Origin of the sequence: Paraburkholderia sp. DD10 (assembly GCF_049177125.1) — a bacterium.
GTDB classification, from domain to species: Bacteria; Pseudomonadota; Gammaproteobacteria; order Burkholderiales; family Burkholderiaceae; genus Paraburkholderia; species Paraburkholderia terricola.
Genome location: NZ_CP185392.1, coordinates 1,285,605 through 1,301,385 on the forward strand (window position 1 = coordinate 1,285,605; position 15,781 = coordinate 1,301,385).

General features: G+C 59.5%; 13 protein-coding genes and 1 pseudogene. 11 read left to right on the top strand and 3 right to left on the bottom strand.

Translation table 11 applies throughout. From position 1 onward, the window contains the following. Positions 1-471: 471 nt before the first annotated feature. Genes ACOCG7_RS05915 through ACOCG7_RS05925 form a run of 3 tightly spaced genes read left to right on the top strand, consistent with a single transcriptional unit; the run spans position 472 to position 3,911 of the window. Positions 472-960, top strand: coding sequence for a hypothetical protein (locus tag ACOCG7_RS05915; protein ID WP_421377690.1), 489 nt, complete (start codon positions 472-474; stop codon positions 958-960). After that, entirely contained in the window at positions 944-2,776 is a 1,833-nt protein-coding gene (locus ACOCG7_RS05920; protein ID WP_421377169.1) for a ShlB/FhaC/HecB family hemolysin secretion/activation protein, read from the top strand. Before ACOCG7_RS05915 ends, ACOCG7_RS05920 begins: the two co-directional genes overlap by 17 nt. A 7-nt stretch (positions 2,777-2,783) precedes the next feature. Beyond that, positions 2,784-3,911, top strand: coding sequence for a DUF746 domain-containing protein (locus ACOCG7_RS05925; RefSeq protein WP_421377171.1), 1,128 nt, complete (start codon positions 2,784-2,786; stop codon positions 3,909-3,911). Positions 3,912-4,063: 152 nt separating this feature from the next. On the opposite strand, the pseudogene ACOCG7_RS05930 reads toward ACOCG7_RS05925, so the two are convergent. Both ACOCG7_RS05930 and ACOCG7_RS05935 read right to left on the bottom strand, forming a co-directional pair. Next, positions 4,064-4,557, bottom strand: a pseudogene (locus ACOCG7_RS05930) (IS21 family transposase); the annotation flags it as partial. A 417-nt stretch (positions 4,558-4,974) separates the two neighbouring features. Continuing rightward, positions 4,975-5,871, bottom strand: a complete 897-nt coding sequence (locus ACOCG7_RS05935; protein ID WP_421377173.1) for a hypothetical protein — start codon at positions 5,869-5,871, stop codon at positions 4,975-4,977. A gap of 613 nt (positions 5,872-6,484) precedes the next feature. Between ACOCG7_RS05935 and ACOCG7_RS05940 the strand changes: the two genes are divergently transcribed. The 4 genes from ACOCG7_RS05940 (at position 6,485) to ACOCG7_RS05955 (ending at position 11,181) form a co-directional block, all read left to right on the top strand. Beyond that, the gene (locus ACOCG7_RS05940; protein WP_421377175.1) at positions 6,485-7,417 is read left to right on the top strand and encodes an NAD(P)-dependent alcohol dehydrogenase; all 933 of its coding nucleotides are present in this window, start codon (positions 6,485-6,487) and stop codon (positions 7,415-7,417) included. 2 nt (positions 7,418-7,419) lie between these two features. Beyond that, positions 7,420-8,124: a helix-turn-helix transcriptional regulator gene (locus tag ACOCG7_RS05945; protein WP_421377177.1), complete on the top strand. Its 705-nt coding sequence runs from the start codon at positions 7,420-7,422 to the stop codon at positions 8,122-8,124. Positions 8,125-9,295: 1,171 nt separating this feature from the next. Further along, positions 9,296-10,162: a hypothetical protein gene (locus tag ACOCG7_RS05950; protein ID WP_421377179.1), complete on the top strand. Its 867-nt coding sequence runs from the start codon at positions 9,296-9,298 to the stop codon at positions 10,160-10,162. A gap of 203 nt (positions 10,163-10,365) precedes the next feature. Next, positions 10,366-11,181 carry a DUF2971 domain-containing protein gene (locus ACOCG7_RS05955; protein ID WP_421377180.1) on the top strand — a complete coding sequence of 272 codons (816 nt, stop codon included), beginning with the start codon at positions 10,366-10,368 and terminating at the stop codon, positions 11,179-11,181. A 304-nt stretch (positions 11,182-11,485) separates the two neighbouring features. On the opposite strand, the gene ACOCG7_RS05960 is transcribed toward ACOCG7_RS05955, so the two are convergent. Further along, on the bottom strand, positions 11,486-11,938 hold the full coding sequence (locus tag ACOCG7_RS05960; protein WP_421377181.1) for a winged helix-turn-helix transcriptional regulator: 453 nt from the start codon (positions 11,936-11,938) through the stop codon (positions 11,486-11,488). A 126-nt stretch (positions 11,939-12,064) separates the two neighbouring features. Between ACOCG7_RS05960 and ACOCG7_RS05965 the strand changes: the two genes are divergently transcribed. The 4 genes from ACOCG7_RS05965 to ACOCG7_RS05980 all read left to right on the top strand — a co-directional run bounded on the left by ACOCG7_RS05965 (position 12,065) and on the right by ACOCG7_RS05980 (position 15,612). Then, positions 12,065-12,700: an NADPH-dependent F420 reductase gene (locus tag ACOCG7_RS05965; protein ID WP_421377183.1), complete on the top strand. Its 636-nt coding sequence runs from the start codon at positions 12,065-12,067 to the stop codon at positions 12,698-12,700. A gap of 52 nt (positions 12,701-12,752) precedes the next feature. Next, complete coding sequence (locus tag ACOCG7_RS05970) at positions 12,753-13,712, top strand: SDR family oxidoreductase (RefSeq protein WP_421377185.1); 960 nt, start codon at positions 12,753-12,755, stop codon at positions 13,710-13,712. A gap of 171 nt (positions 13,713-13,883) precedes the next feature. Further along, positions 13,884-14,825 (top strand): SDR family oxidoreductase, encoded by a 942-nt coding sequence (locus ACOCG7_RS05975; RefSeq protein ID WP_421377187.1) that lies wholly within the window; start codon positions 13,884-13,886, stop codon positions 14,823-14,825. A 166-nt stretch (positions 14,826-14,991) separates the two neighbouring features. Next, positions 14,992-15,612 carry an NADPH-dependent F420 reductase gene (locus tag ACOCG7_RS05980; protein WP_421377189.1) on the top strand — a complete coding sequence of 207 codons (621 nt, stop codon included), beginning with the start codon at positions 14,992-14,994 and terminating at the stop codon, positions 15,610-15,612. Positions 15,613-15,781: the final 169 nt, after the last annotated feature.

The window sequence follows — 15,781 nt, forward strand, 5'->3', positions numbered from 1 at the left end:
TTATCGAGCAGCAGTTGACGAATAGCACCCCGGCGGGAAAAAGCAGCGGGCTGCTGAAATATCTCGCACCCGGTCATCGGACGGGGCAGCAGAAACGTTGATGCGAGAAGTTGACCGGATCGACACATGCCATCGCATGTTGTTCATGCATAATAAGTGACGCTGACCGGCAACATGCAATTGAATTCGCAAGGGCACATGCGAAGCAGTTGCATGAGGTAGCGGCCAATACTTAGAGGCTCAGATTGAATACCCCTTGTGGCAAACGGGCGTGATGCCCTCGGCTCTTTCTCTGTTGCAAAGGTTCGGTTTTTCTGTGACGCCATAGAGATGAGGTTCATTCCATAATACGAAGGAAGCGCTCTCTCTCGCTGGTGCCATAGAAAGATATGTAATTAGTAGTGCGTAAATATAGAGCGTCAGCCTGACACTTCGTCAGATGCGCTTTGGCGCTTCACAACAAAAAACAAAATGACAACTGTTACCCCTAAAAACACGACCATCGCCAGGACGTTGCTCTACCGTCCTGATATTGATGGCTTGCGTGCCGTTGCGGTACTGGCGGTTGTTCTCTTTCACGCATTTCCATCGCTGCTGCCCGGCGGGTTTTGTCCCAAGGTGCTGCTCGTCGCGCGCCATCCGGCTGCCGCGTTCTTTTCGCCGGTGAGCCGTTTCTGGAAATTGCTGGTGGGTGCGCTGCTGGCCCACTGGAACCGGACCCAGCTGTATTCGGATGCCGCTGCCTCAAACCGCATGTCGATCGTCGGCGCGGTGCTTTGCGGACTCGCGATGGCCGGCCTGAACAAGGACATGGACTTTCCGGGATGGTGTCCGATCAACCGGAACGGCACGTTTCTCTATAGCTACGGCGATCACATTTCCGACTCCGCCAACAGACTGATTGCCGACCAGCTTCTGGCCGGACTCCATGGAAGCAGCCAGCATGAAGCGCAATACTGAAATGAAACCCGTGCAGATCCGGATCACGAGGCAGGTCGTCGCCGCCAGATGCAAACAACTGTGCGCCGTCGCGACCGTGATCGGAGGGCTCTCCGATGGATCTGCGTTCGCAGCGGAGGAGGCGTCACCGGGCGCTTTCAATGCCGCCCCAGCCACTGTGCAGAAGGAACGGATCATCGAACAGCAACGCCAGACGCAGGAACGCGAGCGCACGGTCAACGCGCCTGCCGTGCGGTCTGCGGCACCGGCCGCCGGTGCATATCCGGTGCTGCCACGCGAAGAACCGTGTTTTCGGATTGACCGCTTCACGCTCGATGTGCCGGCGCTGCTGCCCGATGCCGTGCGCGTGCAGGGCGCCTCGGCGCTGCCGCAGGACCGCTTTGCGTTCGCGCGCGAATGGCTTGATCACTACACCGGTCAATGTATTGGCAAACAGGGACTCGACCTGATCGTCAGGGGGCTGTCGCAGAAAATCCTGAGTCGCGGCTACATCACCACGCGCGTGTTGTTGCCTGAGCAGGACCTCTCGCATGGCGAACTCAAACTCACGCTGGTACCCGGCGTGATCCGGCAACTGCGATTCGCCGACCCGGCCGATGGTTCGAAGATCCGTGGCACCTGGAAGTCGGCGTTTCCGGCACGTGGCGACGATCTGCTGAACCTGCGGGACCTCGAACAGGGCCTCGAGCAGATGAAGCGCGTGTCGAGCCAGGACGTCGACATGCAGATTGAGCCGACGGACGTGCCCGGCGAGAGCGACGTCGTGATCAGCGTTAAGCGCGCCAAGCCGTGGAGCGTCGTTGCGTCGGTCGACAATTCCGGCACGCGGGCCACCGGCAAGCTGCAGGGCAATCTGAGTGTGGGTCTCGACAATCCGCTCGGCCTGAACGACATTTTCAACATCGGCGCGAGCCAGGATCTGGAATTCGGCGACAGACGGCTCGGGTCCCACGGCTGGAATGCGTTCTACTCGATCCCGTACGGCTACTGGACGGCGACACTGTCGGGCAGCGCCAACACCTACTACCAGCAGATCGCGGGCGTGAACCAGACGTTCGTCTCCAGCGGCAACTCGCAGACGGTCGACTTCCGGCTGCAGCGGGTGCTCAGGCGCAGCCAGACGGACGTACTGGGCGCACAGTTGCGGCTCACGAAACGCTTTGGCGCGAGCTTCATCGAGGACACCGAGATCGTGCAGCAGCGGCGCGACAACACGTTCGTCGAGGCCGGGCTGACCGACCGTCACTACTTTGGCGCCGCCCAGTTCGACGGCAGCCTCGCGTACCGGCAGGGCATCGGCTGGCTGGGTGCGACACCCGACACGTCGGTCCAGGCTGGCGGGCCGACGTACCGCTTTCACATGGCGGTGCTCGACGCGAACCTGTCGGTGCCGTTCTCGGTCGCGAACCAGAACCTGCGCTACGTAACGACGCTGCACGGCCAGTTCACGAACAACACGCTGTTTTACATCGACGACCTGACGATCGGCAGCCGCTACACGGTGCGCGGTTTCGATGGCGAGACGATGCTCGCGGCTGAGCGCGGCTTCTACTGGCGCAACGAACTGCAGGTACCGGTCGGCCAGACCGGCCAGTCGGTGTATGCGGGGATCGACTACGGCCACGTGTTCGGCCCCAACACGGCGTTCCTCGCCGGCACCCAGCTCGCCGGCGCCGTGATCGGCATGCGCGGCAGCGTGCGCAGCCGCATTGGCGCGCTTGCCTATGATATTTTCGCCGGTACGCCGCTCTACAAGCCATCGGGTTTCCCGACCGCGCGGGTGACGCTCGGCTTCCAGCTAACCGCGCAGTTCTGAGGACGCCATGGACGGAAGATTGACTCCACCTCGCCGCGACTCATCCATCCTTGCATCCGGCGAAGACCGGGAACTGACGGCGTACCTGAACCGGCATATCGCCGTCGTGCTCTCGCCCAGCCATGAGCCGCGGCCGCCGTGTCCACGCTGCGGCAGCCTGCACGTGAGCAGCGCAGGCTTCACCAACAAGCGGACAGTCGGGCATCTGCCGCTCTTTGAGTGCCAGTCTTGCGGACGCCATTTCAATCGTGCCTGGGGCACGCCGCTCGCCGAAAAGCACCTGAAGAAGCTCGATCTGTTCGTGTCGCTGCTGTCGCAGCCACTTGCGTGTGAAGAAGCCGGGCGGCGAATGGGTAGCCTGCCCGACGACCTGAGTAAACGCGTAAGGGCCTTTCGCGCCTGGCTACTGCGGCTGGACCCCACCGGCACATGGGAGCAGCGCATACGTCTGGGCGGACGTCCGACGGAGATCCGGCCGGCTCCACTGACCTTCGCCGAGGCCGGCGCGCGGGAGGACGTTGAACTGACCGCGCGGCTCATGTGGGAGTTCGACGAACTGCATTCCATGAGTTATGCGCCGATTGCCTGTCCGGACTGTGGCAGTCGCCATACCCGTTTCATCGGGCACCAGTTGCAGGCGATGCCGCGGTTCGAATGCCGCACGTGCCGCCTGCAGTACACGCGGCGCCGGGGCACGCCGTTCGTGCGGACTGAACTGGGCTCGGTGAGCCGGCTGCGCCACCTGATCCGCTATCTGTCGCTGCCCCTGTCCTTCCAGCAGGTCGCTGAACTGGTCGGCACCGACCCGGCCACCCTCCGGAAATGGCGCGACGCCTTCGCCCGGTGGGCCGACCAGGTGGAGCCGGACGGCCACCTGTCGGCACGGTTCCGGCTCGGTGTGGAACCCACTGCCGCGACACCGTGCACCTTTTGCGGCCGAACCGGCGTAGCCACGTGGGACGGACGCCGCAACTGGTCGTGCGCCGGATGCGGGCGACTGTTCTCGATGCGCCGGACCATCGTTGAGACCGCCGGCGCGCTGCTGCTTGTGAACGACCGGGCGGATGCGCACGCGACAACGCAGGTCGCAGGCAAAGCCACTGCATCCGCCGTCATGCAATCCTGCCGGCATTGACGGATATGTCCCGCAAGTCTTCCCGTCCCTCACGCACGCCCAGGAAGCCGCTTACGCGGGAGATGCTGCTGCCGTTGCCGGTCGTAAAGGGGGGACGAACAAGGTAAGCGTTAATACGCTGCAGAGCATTAGCGCTTACCTTGTTCAGCCCCCGGAGCGCCCTCGCCATAGTCAACCTGGGCCTCCTCGCCGGGCAGAAAATCGAGCCGGTCGAATTGCTCGGGATCGATGTGTCGCAGCGCGCGCACGAACCGTTTGACGCTCTCATAGCTCGCAGCAAACGAGAACTCGTCGACGAGATCCTGATAGATAGCCTGAGCGTTTCGCTGCAGGCGAACCTGTTCTTCGATCCATTTCCGGTGAGGCTCGCACAACGAGCGGGCAAAATCGAAGTTATGCGCCGCGGCCGGCGTGGCCTGAAAAGCCGGTGGTCGCGGGGGTGGAGGAATTTGATCTGACGGCCCCGAGCCGATGGTCGCGGGATGGGGGAATTTGCGGACGCAGTGACGCGTGCAGCGAAGATCGCCATGTAACGGCGGATCGTCTTGCGGTCGATTCCAGTGATCCGATGAATCTCGCGCTGGCTCTTGTTGAGTTCCAGCAACGTGAACACCGTACTTTGCTGATGCGGCTTCAAGACGTTCAACTCCCACCTCCCGGGCTGGCCAAGGAGGTAAAAATAACGTCCTGCTACGTGGTGCAATCGGCGCCGACGGTCAGCTCAGATCGGACCGCAAGGTGGGGGAGTTTGAAGTGACCACACCCGGGGAATTTGGGTGACCGCCCGGGCGTTGGCTGACTGAATGGGTCGCCTGGCGTCGATCGAGATCAACGGCGGACGAGCCGCCGATGCCTTTTGAATGAGTCAGCGCACGGCCAGTAGCCAGTAGCCGCCGGTCGAGGTGTCTATCCAATTTGCATGGCCGAGCTCTCGTCCGTCCCCGCGCAATGGCCGGTTTCGGGCGAGCGAATTGACAGCGGTATTGCCTCAAGGCGGCCAGGAGTGGACGTTGGTGACCGGCGGCTTTCGGGCGATCCGCAAACGGTGGAGAAATCAAACCATTCAATCGGAGGCCTTGGCGGCGGGTGTGCTCGGGTTCAGTCCCGATGGAACTATGTTCGCCGACGACTCTGTCTCCCGTGAAAAGCGCTCGCCCCACGAACGAAGGTCGTTAAAGACCACTTTGCCATCCAGCTCGGAATTCAACACCGTTCGACATATTTCCCTGAGCAGTGGCATCATCCGAGTGACCTCCTTGAGGGCTTCAGGATTCAGGGCAGTGACTCCTAATCGGCGCTTCTTTCCACTACCTGTACGGATGTGTGCGCAGCGGTCCCGAAGGTGCTTCAGCTCCGCCTGGAAGGTCCGAGGTAGCTTTAGGCCATCGTATTCCCTCAACTGAGGGTCACATGCCTTTCGTAGGGCCGCAAAGTCCCAATGGTCGCTGTCGTTGCGATATCGGATTTCGAGGAATTTGTACAGCGAGAGAAAGCGGTACTGGATCGGTACTCGCTCGTCCAATCCGTCAGCAAGAAGTCGCAAACTCTCGCGGTGATCAAAGGTGTGTACAAAGAGCCCCTGCGCCTGTGCAGAGTTGAATCCATAAGCGGATGGCCACTGGACCTGAAGGCCAGCACCGGAACCGTCTTCTGGCTCTTGGATAAACACCGACATCGGAACGTAGCTAGCATTCGGGTGCCACGCCAACTTCAAAACTGAGAGCATGTGCTCGCACGCGACTCCAACTAAGTCAACAAACCGGTCTGTGTCGTAGATGTCCCTCGCCCTGAGCGCCCGAACTCTCACAAAGTGGGGTGCGCCATGTTCGTCGAGAAAAAGCGATGTCTCTAACTCTTGCCCCTCTGCACCTCGGAGGTGTTGCGTGAAGGCTGCTGCCTTACCTTGATCGGTAATGCCGCCGCGTGGTGTATCCAGCATCCAATACCATAGAAGATTCATTGCGCGGCGTCCCTCAACATTTTTTGTTCTCGCGATGGTAGAACTGAGCGAAGTCCAAGTGCTAAAGCGATGAGTGACGGGTTGCGGGAAGGTTACTCCAGCCCCACGACGGACCGCAATGGGTCGGGCTGCGTCAGCCCGCTCTTCAATTTAATCGCCGGGAAGCGGGCCAGTGGAATCGCGCGGCCCGGGAGCGCACAGTCGTCAGCGCGTACTTCCGACCCGGAAGGGACACTCGACTTTCTACGAAGCGGACGTTCGCATAGAGCAGACGCGGAGTCTTCGTAGCCAGCGAGAGCCGATACTTACCACAAACTCACGATGACAGCGCTCGCAGTACGACTTGTGCGCATTCCTCAGGCGCCGCTTCGCTGGTGTCGACCGTAACGCCGTAGGACATTGGATATGCAATTACCACCGGAACAGCGGCTACAAACAGAGCGCATCGCTCGAATGGTGCCAGAAACTGTCACCACGGCCTTATATGATGTCTCCATAAGCAGTAGAGATATCAAACCGCTCTCATCCCCTGCCTCTGAGAAGGAATTGCAACATGCCCCGATTTGAACCGCCCGACCCTGCTTACCCTGTAGCCCGCCAAGTGGATAGGCTCATGAAACGCATTCAGTACAGCAGCTATGGTGGCCCGGAGTTGATGCAGGTCGATGATTTCGAATTACCCGCGCCTGGCAACGGTGAAGTGGCCGTGCGGGTCAGGTTCGCGGCGATCAATCCGATCGACTGGAAGCTGCGCAACGGACAGATGAAGATCGTCACCGGCAGGGCTTTCCCCCGAGCGATAGGAATGGACTTCTCGGGCATCGTCACGGCCGTCGGCGCCGGTGTCACGCGGCTCCAGGCAGGCGACGCCGTCTTCGGTCTCGCCCGCTTCAAGGAAAGCGGTGCGCTCGGCCAGGCAGTGGTGACGAAGGAGACTTTCCTGGCCAGGAAGCCCGACAGTGTCTCCTTCGAGGATGCGGCTTGCCTTGGCACCCCGGGCGTCACCGCATGGAACGGGTTGATCGACAAGGCTAAGCTGCAGGCCGGCCAGCATGTCTTCATCAACGGCTGTGCCGGGGCGGTCGGCGAAGCGGCCGTGCAAATTGCGCGGCTTTTTGGCGCCACCGTCTCCGGCAGCTGTAGCGCCCGAGACATGGAGCGAGCCAGATCACTCGGCGTGAAGACGGTCTACGACTACCGCACGACGGATTTGTCGACGATCGCCACGCGCTTCGACGTGGTCTACGACACCGCCGCAACGATGACGGTGTCGGCGGGCATGGCCATGCTGCGCCAAGGTGGTGTGTTCCTGGATCTGAACCCGGGCCTGGGCAAGTTCATCCGGGCGATCTTCGATCGACGACTGAAGCCCATCATCGGTTCGCCGCGCGCCGAGATACTGGAAAAGCTTGCGGACGCCGCTCGTGACAGCAAGTTCAGTATCTCGATTGGAGAAACTGTTCCGCTGAACGCCGCTATCCAGCTGATCACCGAGCTTGAAAAAGGCCGCAAGCTCGGCGGTAAGGGCGTTGTGGCGATGGAGTGAGAATGGCCAGAAGTCATCGACTGTTCGACCTGATGCAAGCGCTTCGCCGACACCGCAGGACGGTGTCGGGCGGAGCGCTTGCGCGTGAGCTGGGCGTGTCCCTGCGTACCATCCGTCGCGACGTCGCCACACTGCAGGACATGGGCGCCGACATCGAAGGAGAACCGGGTGTCGGCTACATCCTGCGACCAGGCTTCCTTCTGCCTCCGCTGTCTTTCAGCGAAGAAGAAATCCAGGCACTCGTGATCGGCGCCCAGTGGGTCAGTCGCCAGACCGACGATACGCTCGCTCTTGCCGTGACGAACGCGCTGGCCAAGATTAATGCCGTTCTTCCGCCTGACATGCGATCTGCCCTCGACGACGACACGATCTACGTGGGCCATCCGCTTAAGGGCTCGATGCCTCTTGATCTGAGCGACATCCGGCGGGCGCTTCGGGAGCAACGCAAGCTCCGCATAACGCTGTCGATCGAACACGCACCGGTGGACGAACAGGTGGTCTGGCCGATCAAGCTGGGCTTCATCGAAAGCAAGCGGTTTATCGCAGCCTGGTGCGAGCTGGACAGCCAGTTCAGGGTGATCGGCATGGACGACATTGCGAGCGCGGAAGTTCTTGCCGAGCGCTACCCTCGCAACCGCCGACAGCTCGTCAAGGAATGGCGCGCGCAGGAGGTGCGCCCGTGCAATAGTCAGGACGACGTTTGCTGACGAAGCGGTGGGCCCGAATTGCATCCCGCCTCAGCATTGATGTTGCCTATGGCGCTGGCTGCAACGCTTTGTTGAGCGCGTGTGTTGCCCCGGCTGGCATTGCCTGCACGTGAGCGCGTCGTGCGCAGATCACTGCTCACCGGCGCGTACCAACGATTCATGCAGAGATGTTGACCGGCCGTTTGTGGCCGATTGGGTGAGGTCGCCAGCGGCCGATTACTGGCATCCCGGTCCGCAAACTTGAAATTGATTGACTGACCGGTATGGAGCAAGCTGTCTGACAGGAGTGGGTCGCGTGCCGCCGACTGCGCGAACTGGATATGCGATACACATAGGGCTCTTGTTCGGCCAGAGCAGCCAGTCGACATTGACATCCCGATCGCTGACAATTCCGTCCACTTGAACCGAGGGACGACGCTTGTTCGTGCTTTTTCGCCATCACACCCTGTCCTTGCGCGCGACACGCCAGTGGCGAGCATTTCACGGAGAAACACTCTTGAAAAGATCCATCGTCCTGGCTGCGCTCATGGGATTGTTCGAACTTCCGACAGCACATGGGCAAAGCATCGCGACTGTTATGGGACTGCGCCAGGCTCATCTGAGATACGTGGCCGATCCGAAGGGCGACCTGGGGTGGCTCAATAAAAACCAGCGGCACTGCCGGCAGTTTGGACTGGGAAGGGTGAGTGATCTGCGAGCCGCGTTTCAGCCACATTTCGTGCTCGGAACCGATTCAATGTCGGCAGCCAATCGCCAACTCAGTACGATTGACAGCCCGGACACCCCGAAACGGTTCCGAGACGCTGACCTATCGCTGTTTTCCATACCACTCCCTTGGTGTAAAAGCGGGGCGTTAATAAGCGCAAGTGGTTACGAATGACGGCTTCGCGGATTAGTGACCGTCCCTTGTGGGTCGGAAGTACGCATTGCCGACTTGCCGCTTTCGGAGCGCTCAATTCCAGTGACCGCTTGCGAGCGATGAGTTAGGGAAGCGGACTGGCGCAGGCCGCCCTTGAACGGCCACTGATGGTAGTAGTACTGCGTTGTCACTTTCCAATTGACAACGGTCATTCTCTCGGTCAAATTGACACCCGATTTTTTGCCAAACCTGAAGACTCAACGGAAGGCAGGAAATTACTGAAACTTTACCCATTAACAAACAACGATATTCATGAATCGCGTCGAAACACAAGAAAAGCCAATACCAAAAAGCGCTGAACACAGACTTGCGGATCTTTTGTCTGATACGTCGTCACCCGAGACGAAAGCAGGTACCGCGCGATGGTACGTAGAGATGTTTATTGATACATTCCTAAGTAGTGACATCAAAGAAAAAATTGGTATTGCACAGTTTAGAAAATTGTCCCTTGGGGAAATGATCCAAAGTATTGGAGAAAGCTTTGGTGCGGAGATGCGAAGTTCGCTTCTGCTGATCAAGAATTTTGGAGATAGGGCTTCTCACTACAATCCATCGAGCTTCATTTCACATGAGGATGCAGAAAAAGTTGTCTCAACTGCCATCGATTTGTTCGCGTTAGCATTGATCCATGAACTCAAGACAAACCCCTTAAATAGTGCTTCGTCGAGAGCCACAATATTCAGCACCATATTTCCGTCTGTTAGAGAAAGGGTGCTTCGAGATCTGATGGTTTTAAGCGACCCACTCGACGAATACAACGCAGCTCTGCTGCATAAATACTGTCTTGCATGTACCAAAAACGGCAATGTAAATAAGGCGCGAAGAAAGTTGGACGAATTGCGTAAAAAGAATTTCATTGATGAGGCCCGCTATTATTTTGAGGTTGAATCGATAAGAAAGATACAGGCGGCCATGCAGCTGGATATGCTTCCGATTCCGAAAAGGATGGAAGACTGTGCGAGAAATTTCGAGGCGGTCGTTGGCGATTTGTCAGCAGAAGAGGCTTTCGAAAACTCTCGTTTAATCGAGTTAATCCAGAAATTACTGGATCAAGTCTCGTCCAGCGATATGCTTCATTATGCTGGCGGCCAAGTCTATGCTATAGAGAACCAAGGGTGAACTATGCACCATCTACCGGCGGACGGTTCGATTGCTTCCTGTCCGAGGCAGTTCGTCGAAGCCGACTTGGAGGAAAATCTGGCGAAAACACAAACGTGGGATAGTTTTGCACAGCAAAGGTGCCGTTAATTTTTATTCGATTCTAATCGACCTAGCTTTTTGTCCTGTATTCGAAGCTGGTCGTCTAACAACATAGATCTCTCATGTCCGTTTCCGCACCATCCGTCCTATATAAGTATCGCTCAATCAACCCTCTGAGCCTAGATGCACTCGCCAAGGGGCGGATCTGGTATTCGAAGCCTCGCGGCCTCAATGACCCTAATGATGTCGCAGCACGATGGGATAAGAATTTCTCTGCCAAAGAGATACTTGAAGATTATGTGATGAAACGGGAAAATGGCTCTCCTGTTCAGGGTATTGCAAAGTACATACAAAGCCTTCTAGACAAAGGGCAGAGTCATGAAAAGGTTCTCAGGCATATCGACAAAATTTTTATGCCTGTGGATAAAAAACCGCAACGCGAGTTACTTCAAGATGTACTTTACTACAACGAAGTACTTTTCTCATCAATGGGTATTCTCAGTCTTTCCGAGCTGCCGAGCAACCACTTGATGTGGGCACACTACGCTGAATCGCATCGGGGATTCTGTCTCGGTTTCGAAAATCATGAAACGAATATCATCGGTCAGCATGGTTATCCGGTGAGATACGTCGAAAAGATGCCAAAACCGAACATTGCGTCCTTTGCAATGGATGCTGGCGGTGAAGTGGTTGAGCTTATTGGCTACACGAAATCTTTGGACTGGGCGTATGAAAAGGAGTGGCGAGTCATTAAGCAAACGGGAGACGAGCTGTATCCTTACCCAGGGCGTCTCGTTGAGGTAATTCTAGGCCTCAATATCAGCAATGAAGCTGAACAACAAGTTCGAGACGCGGTCAAGCAAAGCGGTTATCCAGCAAAGTTTAAAAAAATCAAGAAGCCAACGGACGATTTTGGTCTCGTAGTCGCAGATTCCTGACCTTCACCGGTCCCCACATAATTGTTGCCCAATTCCCTGCCATCGCAGATGGAACGGCCGATTACCGTTGCGGAACCGACGCGTAGGTCATGGAGCGGCGAGGCGGCGAATGACGCTTCATGGCCGCACTGAGCCCGACGATGATCGGCCGAGGACGACCCTGAACCGCCGCTGGGGTTGATGAAACATCAATGGCGGCTTCCAGGACCGTTTCGGACATCGGCCCCCGCTATTCGCTGCACCTCGTAGCCGTTGGTGTATGCATATCGTTCGTGCGACGTGACAGGGCGCGCTGCCGTCTTGCTCATTTCTTGCTCTCAGGAAACATACATCCGCCATTGCGGACCAGCGCCTTCACCTCTTCGCTCACCTGTAAGGGGCTTTGACTTAGTCGAGCAACGAATTCCTTACGGCGCCGCACGTACGACTTCGAATCGTGCTTTGCGCTCCAAAGGACTATGTTAAGCACGACAGGAATGAGGTCCAGGCCCTTCTCGGTCAGCGTGTAAAAGTCCTTCCGCCTGTCGTCGGGGCTGGGTGCCCTCGAGAGAATTCCTTGCTCCTCAAGAAATGCAAGGCGGGAAGCCAGGACATTGGTCGCGATTCCCTCTTCCGATTTCAGAAACTCGCCATACGTCTTCTTGCCGACAAATACGATGTCGCGAATGATCAGGAGCGACCACCGGTCGCCGAAGATCTCCACGCCGTAGTTCACCGCGCAATGGGACCGAACGTCTTCTTTAGATGTCGTCTTCATGGCTAGATATTAACATCGCTTGCATATCGCAAGTAAATTCCGTTGTTTACTTGTTTTTTGCAAGCAATGTGTCTAGCATGGTTGTTCGGGAGTACGAGCAGCACCCAACAAACCAGGAGGCTGCACATGAGCACTATCAGCATCATCGGCACAGGCGGCATGGCCGCAGCGATCGGCGGCCTTGCCGCCAGGGCCGGACACACCGTCGAGGTGATGAGTCGCGACGCCGTCAAGGCGCGGGCGCTCGCCGGGCAGATCGGAGCCGGCGCGACGACAGGAACGTTCGGCGCCGTCCCGGCCGGGGACATTGTCATCCTGGCGGTTCCCTACTCCGCCGTTCTTGACGTGGTGAAGCAGTACGGCGAAGAACTGGCAGGCAAGGTCCTTGTCGACATCACCAATCCGGTCGCCTCCGACCACACGAGCTTCGTGACCCCTGGAGACAGTTTCGGCGCGAAGGAGATCACCAGGGCCGCTCCTGCCGGTGCGAAAGTCGTCAAGGCGTTCAACACCCAGTTCTCCCACGTCCTGGCGGCCGGTCCCGTCCCGGACCACCCGTTGGACGTGTTCATCGCCGGGGACGACGAGCACGCGAAAGCACGCGTCTCGGCGTTCATCGAGAGCCTCGGACTGCGTCCAATGGATACCGGGCCGCTGTCCATGGCGAGGTCACTGGAGCACGCGTGCCTGCTGTCGCTGGGCCTCCTCACGCACTCCGTCAAGCACACCAGGTTCTCAATCGGCGTCAGCCTTCTCGGCTGAGTGCACCGATACCACCGCTTCCCGCATCACATTACTCATAAGGAACATTCACATGCAGGTTTTCGTCACTGGCGGGACCGGCCATGTCGGTTCATACCTCATTCCTGACCTCATCGCCGCCGGGCATGAGGTCGTCGCCTTGGCGCGGTCGGACGCGTCTGCGGCAGCGGCGTCTGCGCTCGGCGCCAGGGTACGACGTGGAAACCTTGCCGACCTTGACGGTCTGAAGGCGGCGGCGGCGGAGTCCGACGGCGTCATCCACCTCGGGTACAGGGCCGAACTGCTTTCGTCCGGCGGGGTCACTGCCTTGGGCGACTCGGAGCTGTCGATCGTGCTCGCGCTCGGCGAGGCGTTGGCCGGCACCGGAAAGCCACTCGTCGCGGCGGGGAGCATCGGCGCGCCCACGAACCTGGGGCGGGCAGGCCCGCTCCTCGCACCAGCCAGCCTCGGCCGACCGGCGACCGAGGATGACCCAGCCCTTCCTTGTGGACCCATGGACGCGGGCACGCTGGTGGCTCGCAACATCGTGGAGACTGCTGTAGTCGGGCTCGCAGAGAAGGGCGTGCGGTCTTCGGTCGTGCGAATTCCTACCTTGGTACATAGTTCGACCGGACGCCTGCAACTGATCGGGCTCGCGAAAACGAAGGGCTTCGTCGGCTATCCCGGCGACGGCGAAAACCGGTGGCCCGCGGTGCACACCAGCGATCTGGCCTCCTTGTTCCGCCTGGCGCTCGAAAAAGGACCTGCCGGCAGGACCTGGCACGCGGTCGGCGACGAGGGTATCCGGTTCCGCGAGATAGCGGAGGCCATTGCCGGCCGCCTGGGCCTGCCCGCCGTGAGCATTCCCGCTGACGAACTGATGCTGCCAGGCTATTTCGGGCTCCTGACGGCGGTGGTGACGCTGGACCTCGCGGCGTCCAACGCGATCACGCGCCAGGTCCTCGGCTGGGAGCCCGCTCAGCCCGGCCTGATCGCGGACCTGGACAACGGTCATTACTTCCCTGCCGGCTGACAAGCTGACGGCAGGGAGCCGGTAGCAAAGCACCCGGCCGTCATACCCAAAGTCATGAGTAACCTGCCCATTAATTTTACAAAACCCGTCACCTTCACACTCGGCGCCAGCCTTCCCGGCTGAGCGCACTCGCAGAACTTCTCGCATCACATCATCAACAGGATCCCTAACATGCACGTATTCGTCACTGGCGGGACCGGCCATTCCGGTCCGTACATCATCTCCGACCTCATCGCCGCCGGCCATGAGGTCACCGCCCTGGCTCGTTCAGACAAGGCGGCGGCTGCGGTGTCCGCACTCGGTGCGAAGGCGCGTCCCGGTAGCCTCGAGGATCTTGACGGTCTTAAAGAAGCGGCCGCCGCCTCCGACGGTGTCATCCATGTCGCACACCGGCAAGATCTGATTCCGGTCGGCGGGATCAACGCCGTGGCCGATGCGGAGCTTCAGATCATGCTCGCATACGGCGAGGCGCTGGCCGGAACCGGAAAGCCGCTGGTCTCATCGGGAAGCATCGGCTCGCCCGGCTGGGAAAACCTGGGTCGGCCGGCCACCGAGGAGGATCCGCCTCTTCCCGGCGGCGATCCATACAAGTACACCTTGCGGGTTCGTAACATCGTGGAAACCACTGTAATCGGCCTTGCCGAAAAAGGCGTGCGGTCTTCGGTCGTTCGGATCCCTGAAATCATGCACAGCACGACCGATAATGCCGGCTTCCTTCCGCTGCTGATCGGGCTGGCGAAGGAAAAGGGCGTCGTCGGTTACCCCGGAGACGGTGCGAACAGGTGGGCCGCCGTGCACACCCGCGACCTCGCCACCGTGTTCCGCCTGGCGCTTGAGAAGGGCGCCGCCGGCAGAAGCTGGCACGCGGTTGCAGACGGGAGCATTCCGTACCGCGAGATCGCCGAGGCCATCGGCAGTCGCTTGAAGCTGCCCACCGTGCCCATTCCCGCGGACGTGCTGATGCTGCCGGGGTATTTCGGGTTCCTTGCGAATCTGGTCACGCTGGATACCCCGGCGTCGAATGCCATCACGCGCGAGACGCTCGGCTGGACACCAACGCAGCCCGGCCTGTTTGCCGATATGGACAATGGCCACTACTTCCCTGCCAGCTGAGCTAGGCGGACGGCAGGGACTCCCGCATCGCGCCGAGCCCGAGCAGGACACTATCCTCCCGGAGCGGTAGGAGGGTGACGCAAGTGGCTCGGCGCACGCGGAAAACATTATTGGCGAAAGGCTCGTACAGATTACGGGCATACCCCAACTCAGAAGGATATTTGACATGAGCACTATTAGCATCATTGGCGCAGGAGGCATGGCCACGGCGGTCGCCGGCCGTATCGCCAAGGCAGGACATACCGTCGAGGTTCTGAGCCGCGACCCAGCCAAAGCGCGGGCGCTGGCCGACAAGCTCTCAGCGGGAGCGACCACGGGGACTTACGCCGCCGCGCCGACAGGCGATATCGTCATCCTCGCCGTGCCGTACGGCAGTGCGGCGGCGGTAGTGGCCGATTACGGAGACGCGCTCGAAGGCAAGGTGGTCATCGACATCACCAATCCCGTCGCCCCGGACCTTTCCGGCCTCGTCACCCCGCACGGCAGTTCCGGCGCGCAGGAGATCGCCAAGGGTCTTCCCGCCACCGCGCACGTCGTAAAGGCGTTCAACACCGTCTTTGGTCACGTCCTTGCCAGGAACGGACGCCTCGACGCGTTCATCGCAGCCGACGATGCGGAGGCCAAGGCGCGCGTCTCGACCGTCATCGAGAGTCTCGGACTGCGTCCGTTGGATGTCGGTGGCCTGCACATGGCCTCGACGCTCGAGGCGCTCGGTCTGATGATGATCGGCCTGGCGAAAAACGGCGCCGGCACCTGGGATATCGCCTTGAACGTCGAGATCGGCTGAATCACCGACGCCACGTCGTCACCGGCAGGTCCACAACCCCCATTGGGAGCAAGTCATCTCTCACGTCGTTCTCATCAGCCCATTCCAGTTGAGTTGTTTATCGACGGCGGCTTTTCGACCCCATGAAATCGTGCCGAAGAGCGTGGGAGCTACACGCTGCGGCTTGGCC

Coding starts and splice junctions, on each gene's coding strand:
- ACOCG7_RS05915 (WP_421377690.1), top strand. CDS start 472: ATGACAACTGTTACCCCTAAAAACACGACCATCGCCAGGACGTTGCTC.
- ACOCG7_RS05920 (WP_421377169.1), top strand. CDS start 944: ATGAAGCGCAATACTGAAATGAAACCCGTGCAGATCCGGATCACGAGG.
- ACOCG7_RS05925 (WP_421377171.1), top strand. CDS start 2,784: ATGGACGGAAGATTGACTCCACCTCGCCGCGACTCATCCATCCTTGCA.
- ACOCG7_RS05935 (WP_421377173.1), bottom strand. CDS start 5,871: ATGAATCTTCTATGGTATTGGATGCTGGATACACCACGCGGCGGCATT.
- ACOCG7_RS05940 (WP_421377175.1), top strand. CDS start 6,485: ATGAAACGCATTCAGTACAGCAGCTATGGTGGCCCGGAGTTGATGCAG.
- ACOCG7_RS05945 (WP_421377177.1), top strand. CDS start 7,420: ATGGCCAGAAGTCATCGACTGTTCGACCTGATGCAAGCGCTTCGCCGA.
- ACOCG7_RS05950 (WP_421377179.1), top strand. CDS start 9,296: ATGAATCGCGTCGAAACACAAGAAAAGCCAATACCAAAAAGCGCTGAA.
- ACOCG7_RS05955 (WP_421377180.1), top strand. CDS start 10,366: ATGTCCGTTTCCGCACCATCCGTCCTATATAAGTATCGCTCAATCAAC.
- ACOCG7_RS05960 (WP_421377181.1), bottom strand. CDS start 11,938: ATGAAGACGACATCTAAAGAAGACGTTCGGTCCCATTGCGCGGTGAAC.
- ACOCG7_RS05965 (WP_421377183.1), top strand. CDS start 12,065: ATGAGCACTATCAGCATCATCGGCACAGGCGGCATGGCCGCAGCGATC.
- ACOCG7_RS05970 (WP_421377185.1), top strand. CDS start 12,753: ATGCAGGTTTTCGTCACTGGCGGGACCGGCCATGTCGGTTCATACCTC.
- ACOCG7_RS05975 (WP_421377187.1), top strand. CDS start 13,884: ATGCACGTATTCGTCACTGGCGGGACCGGCCATTCCGGTCCGTACATC.
- ACOCG7_RS05980 (WP_421377189.1), top strand. CDS start 14,992: ATGAGCACTATTAGCATCATTGGCGCAGGAGGCATGGCCACGGCGGTC.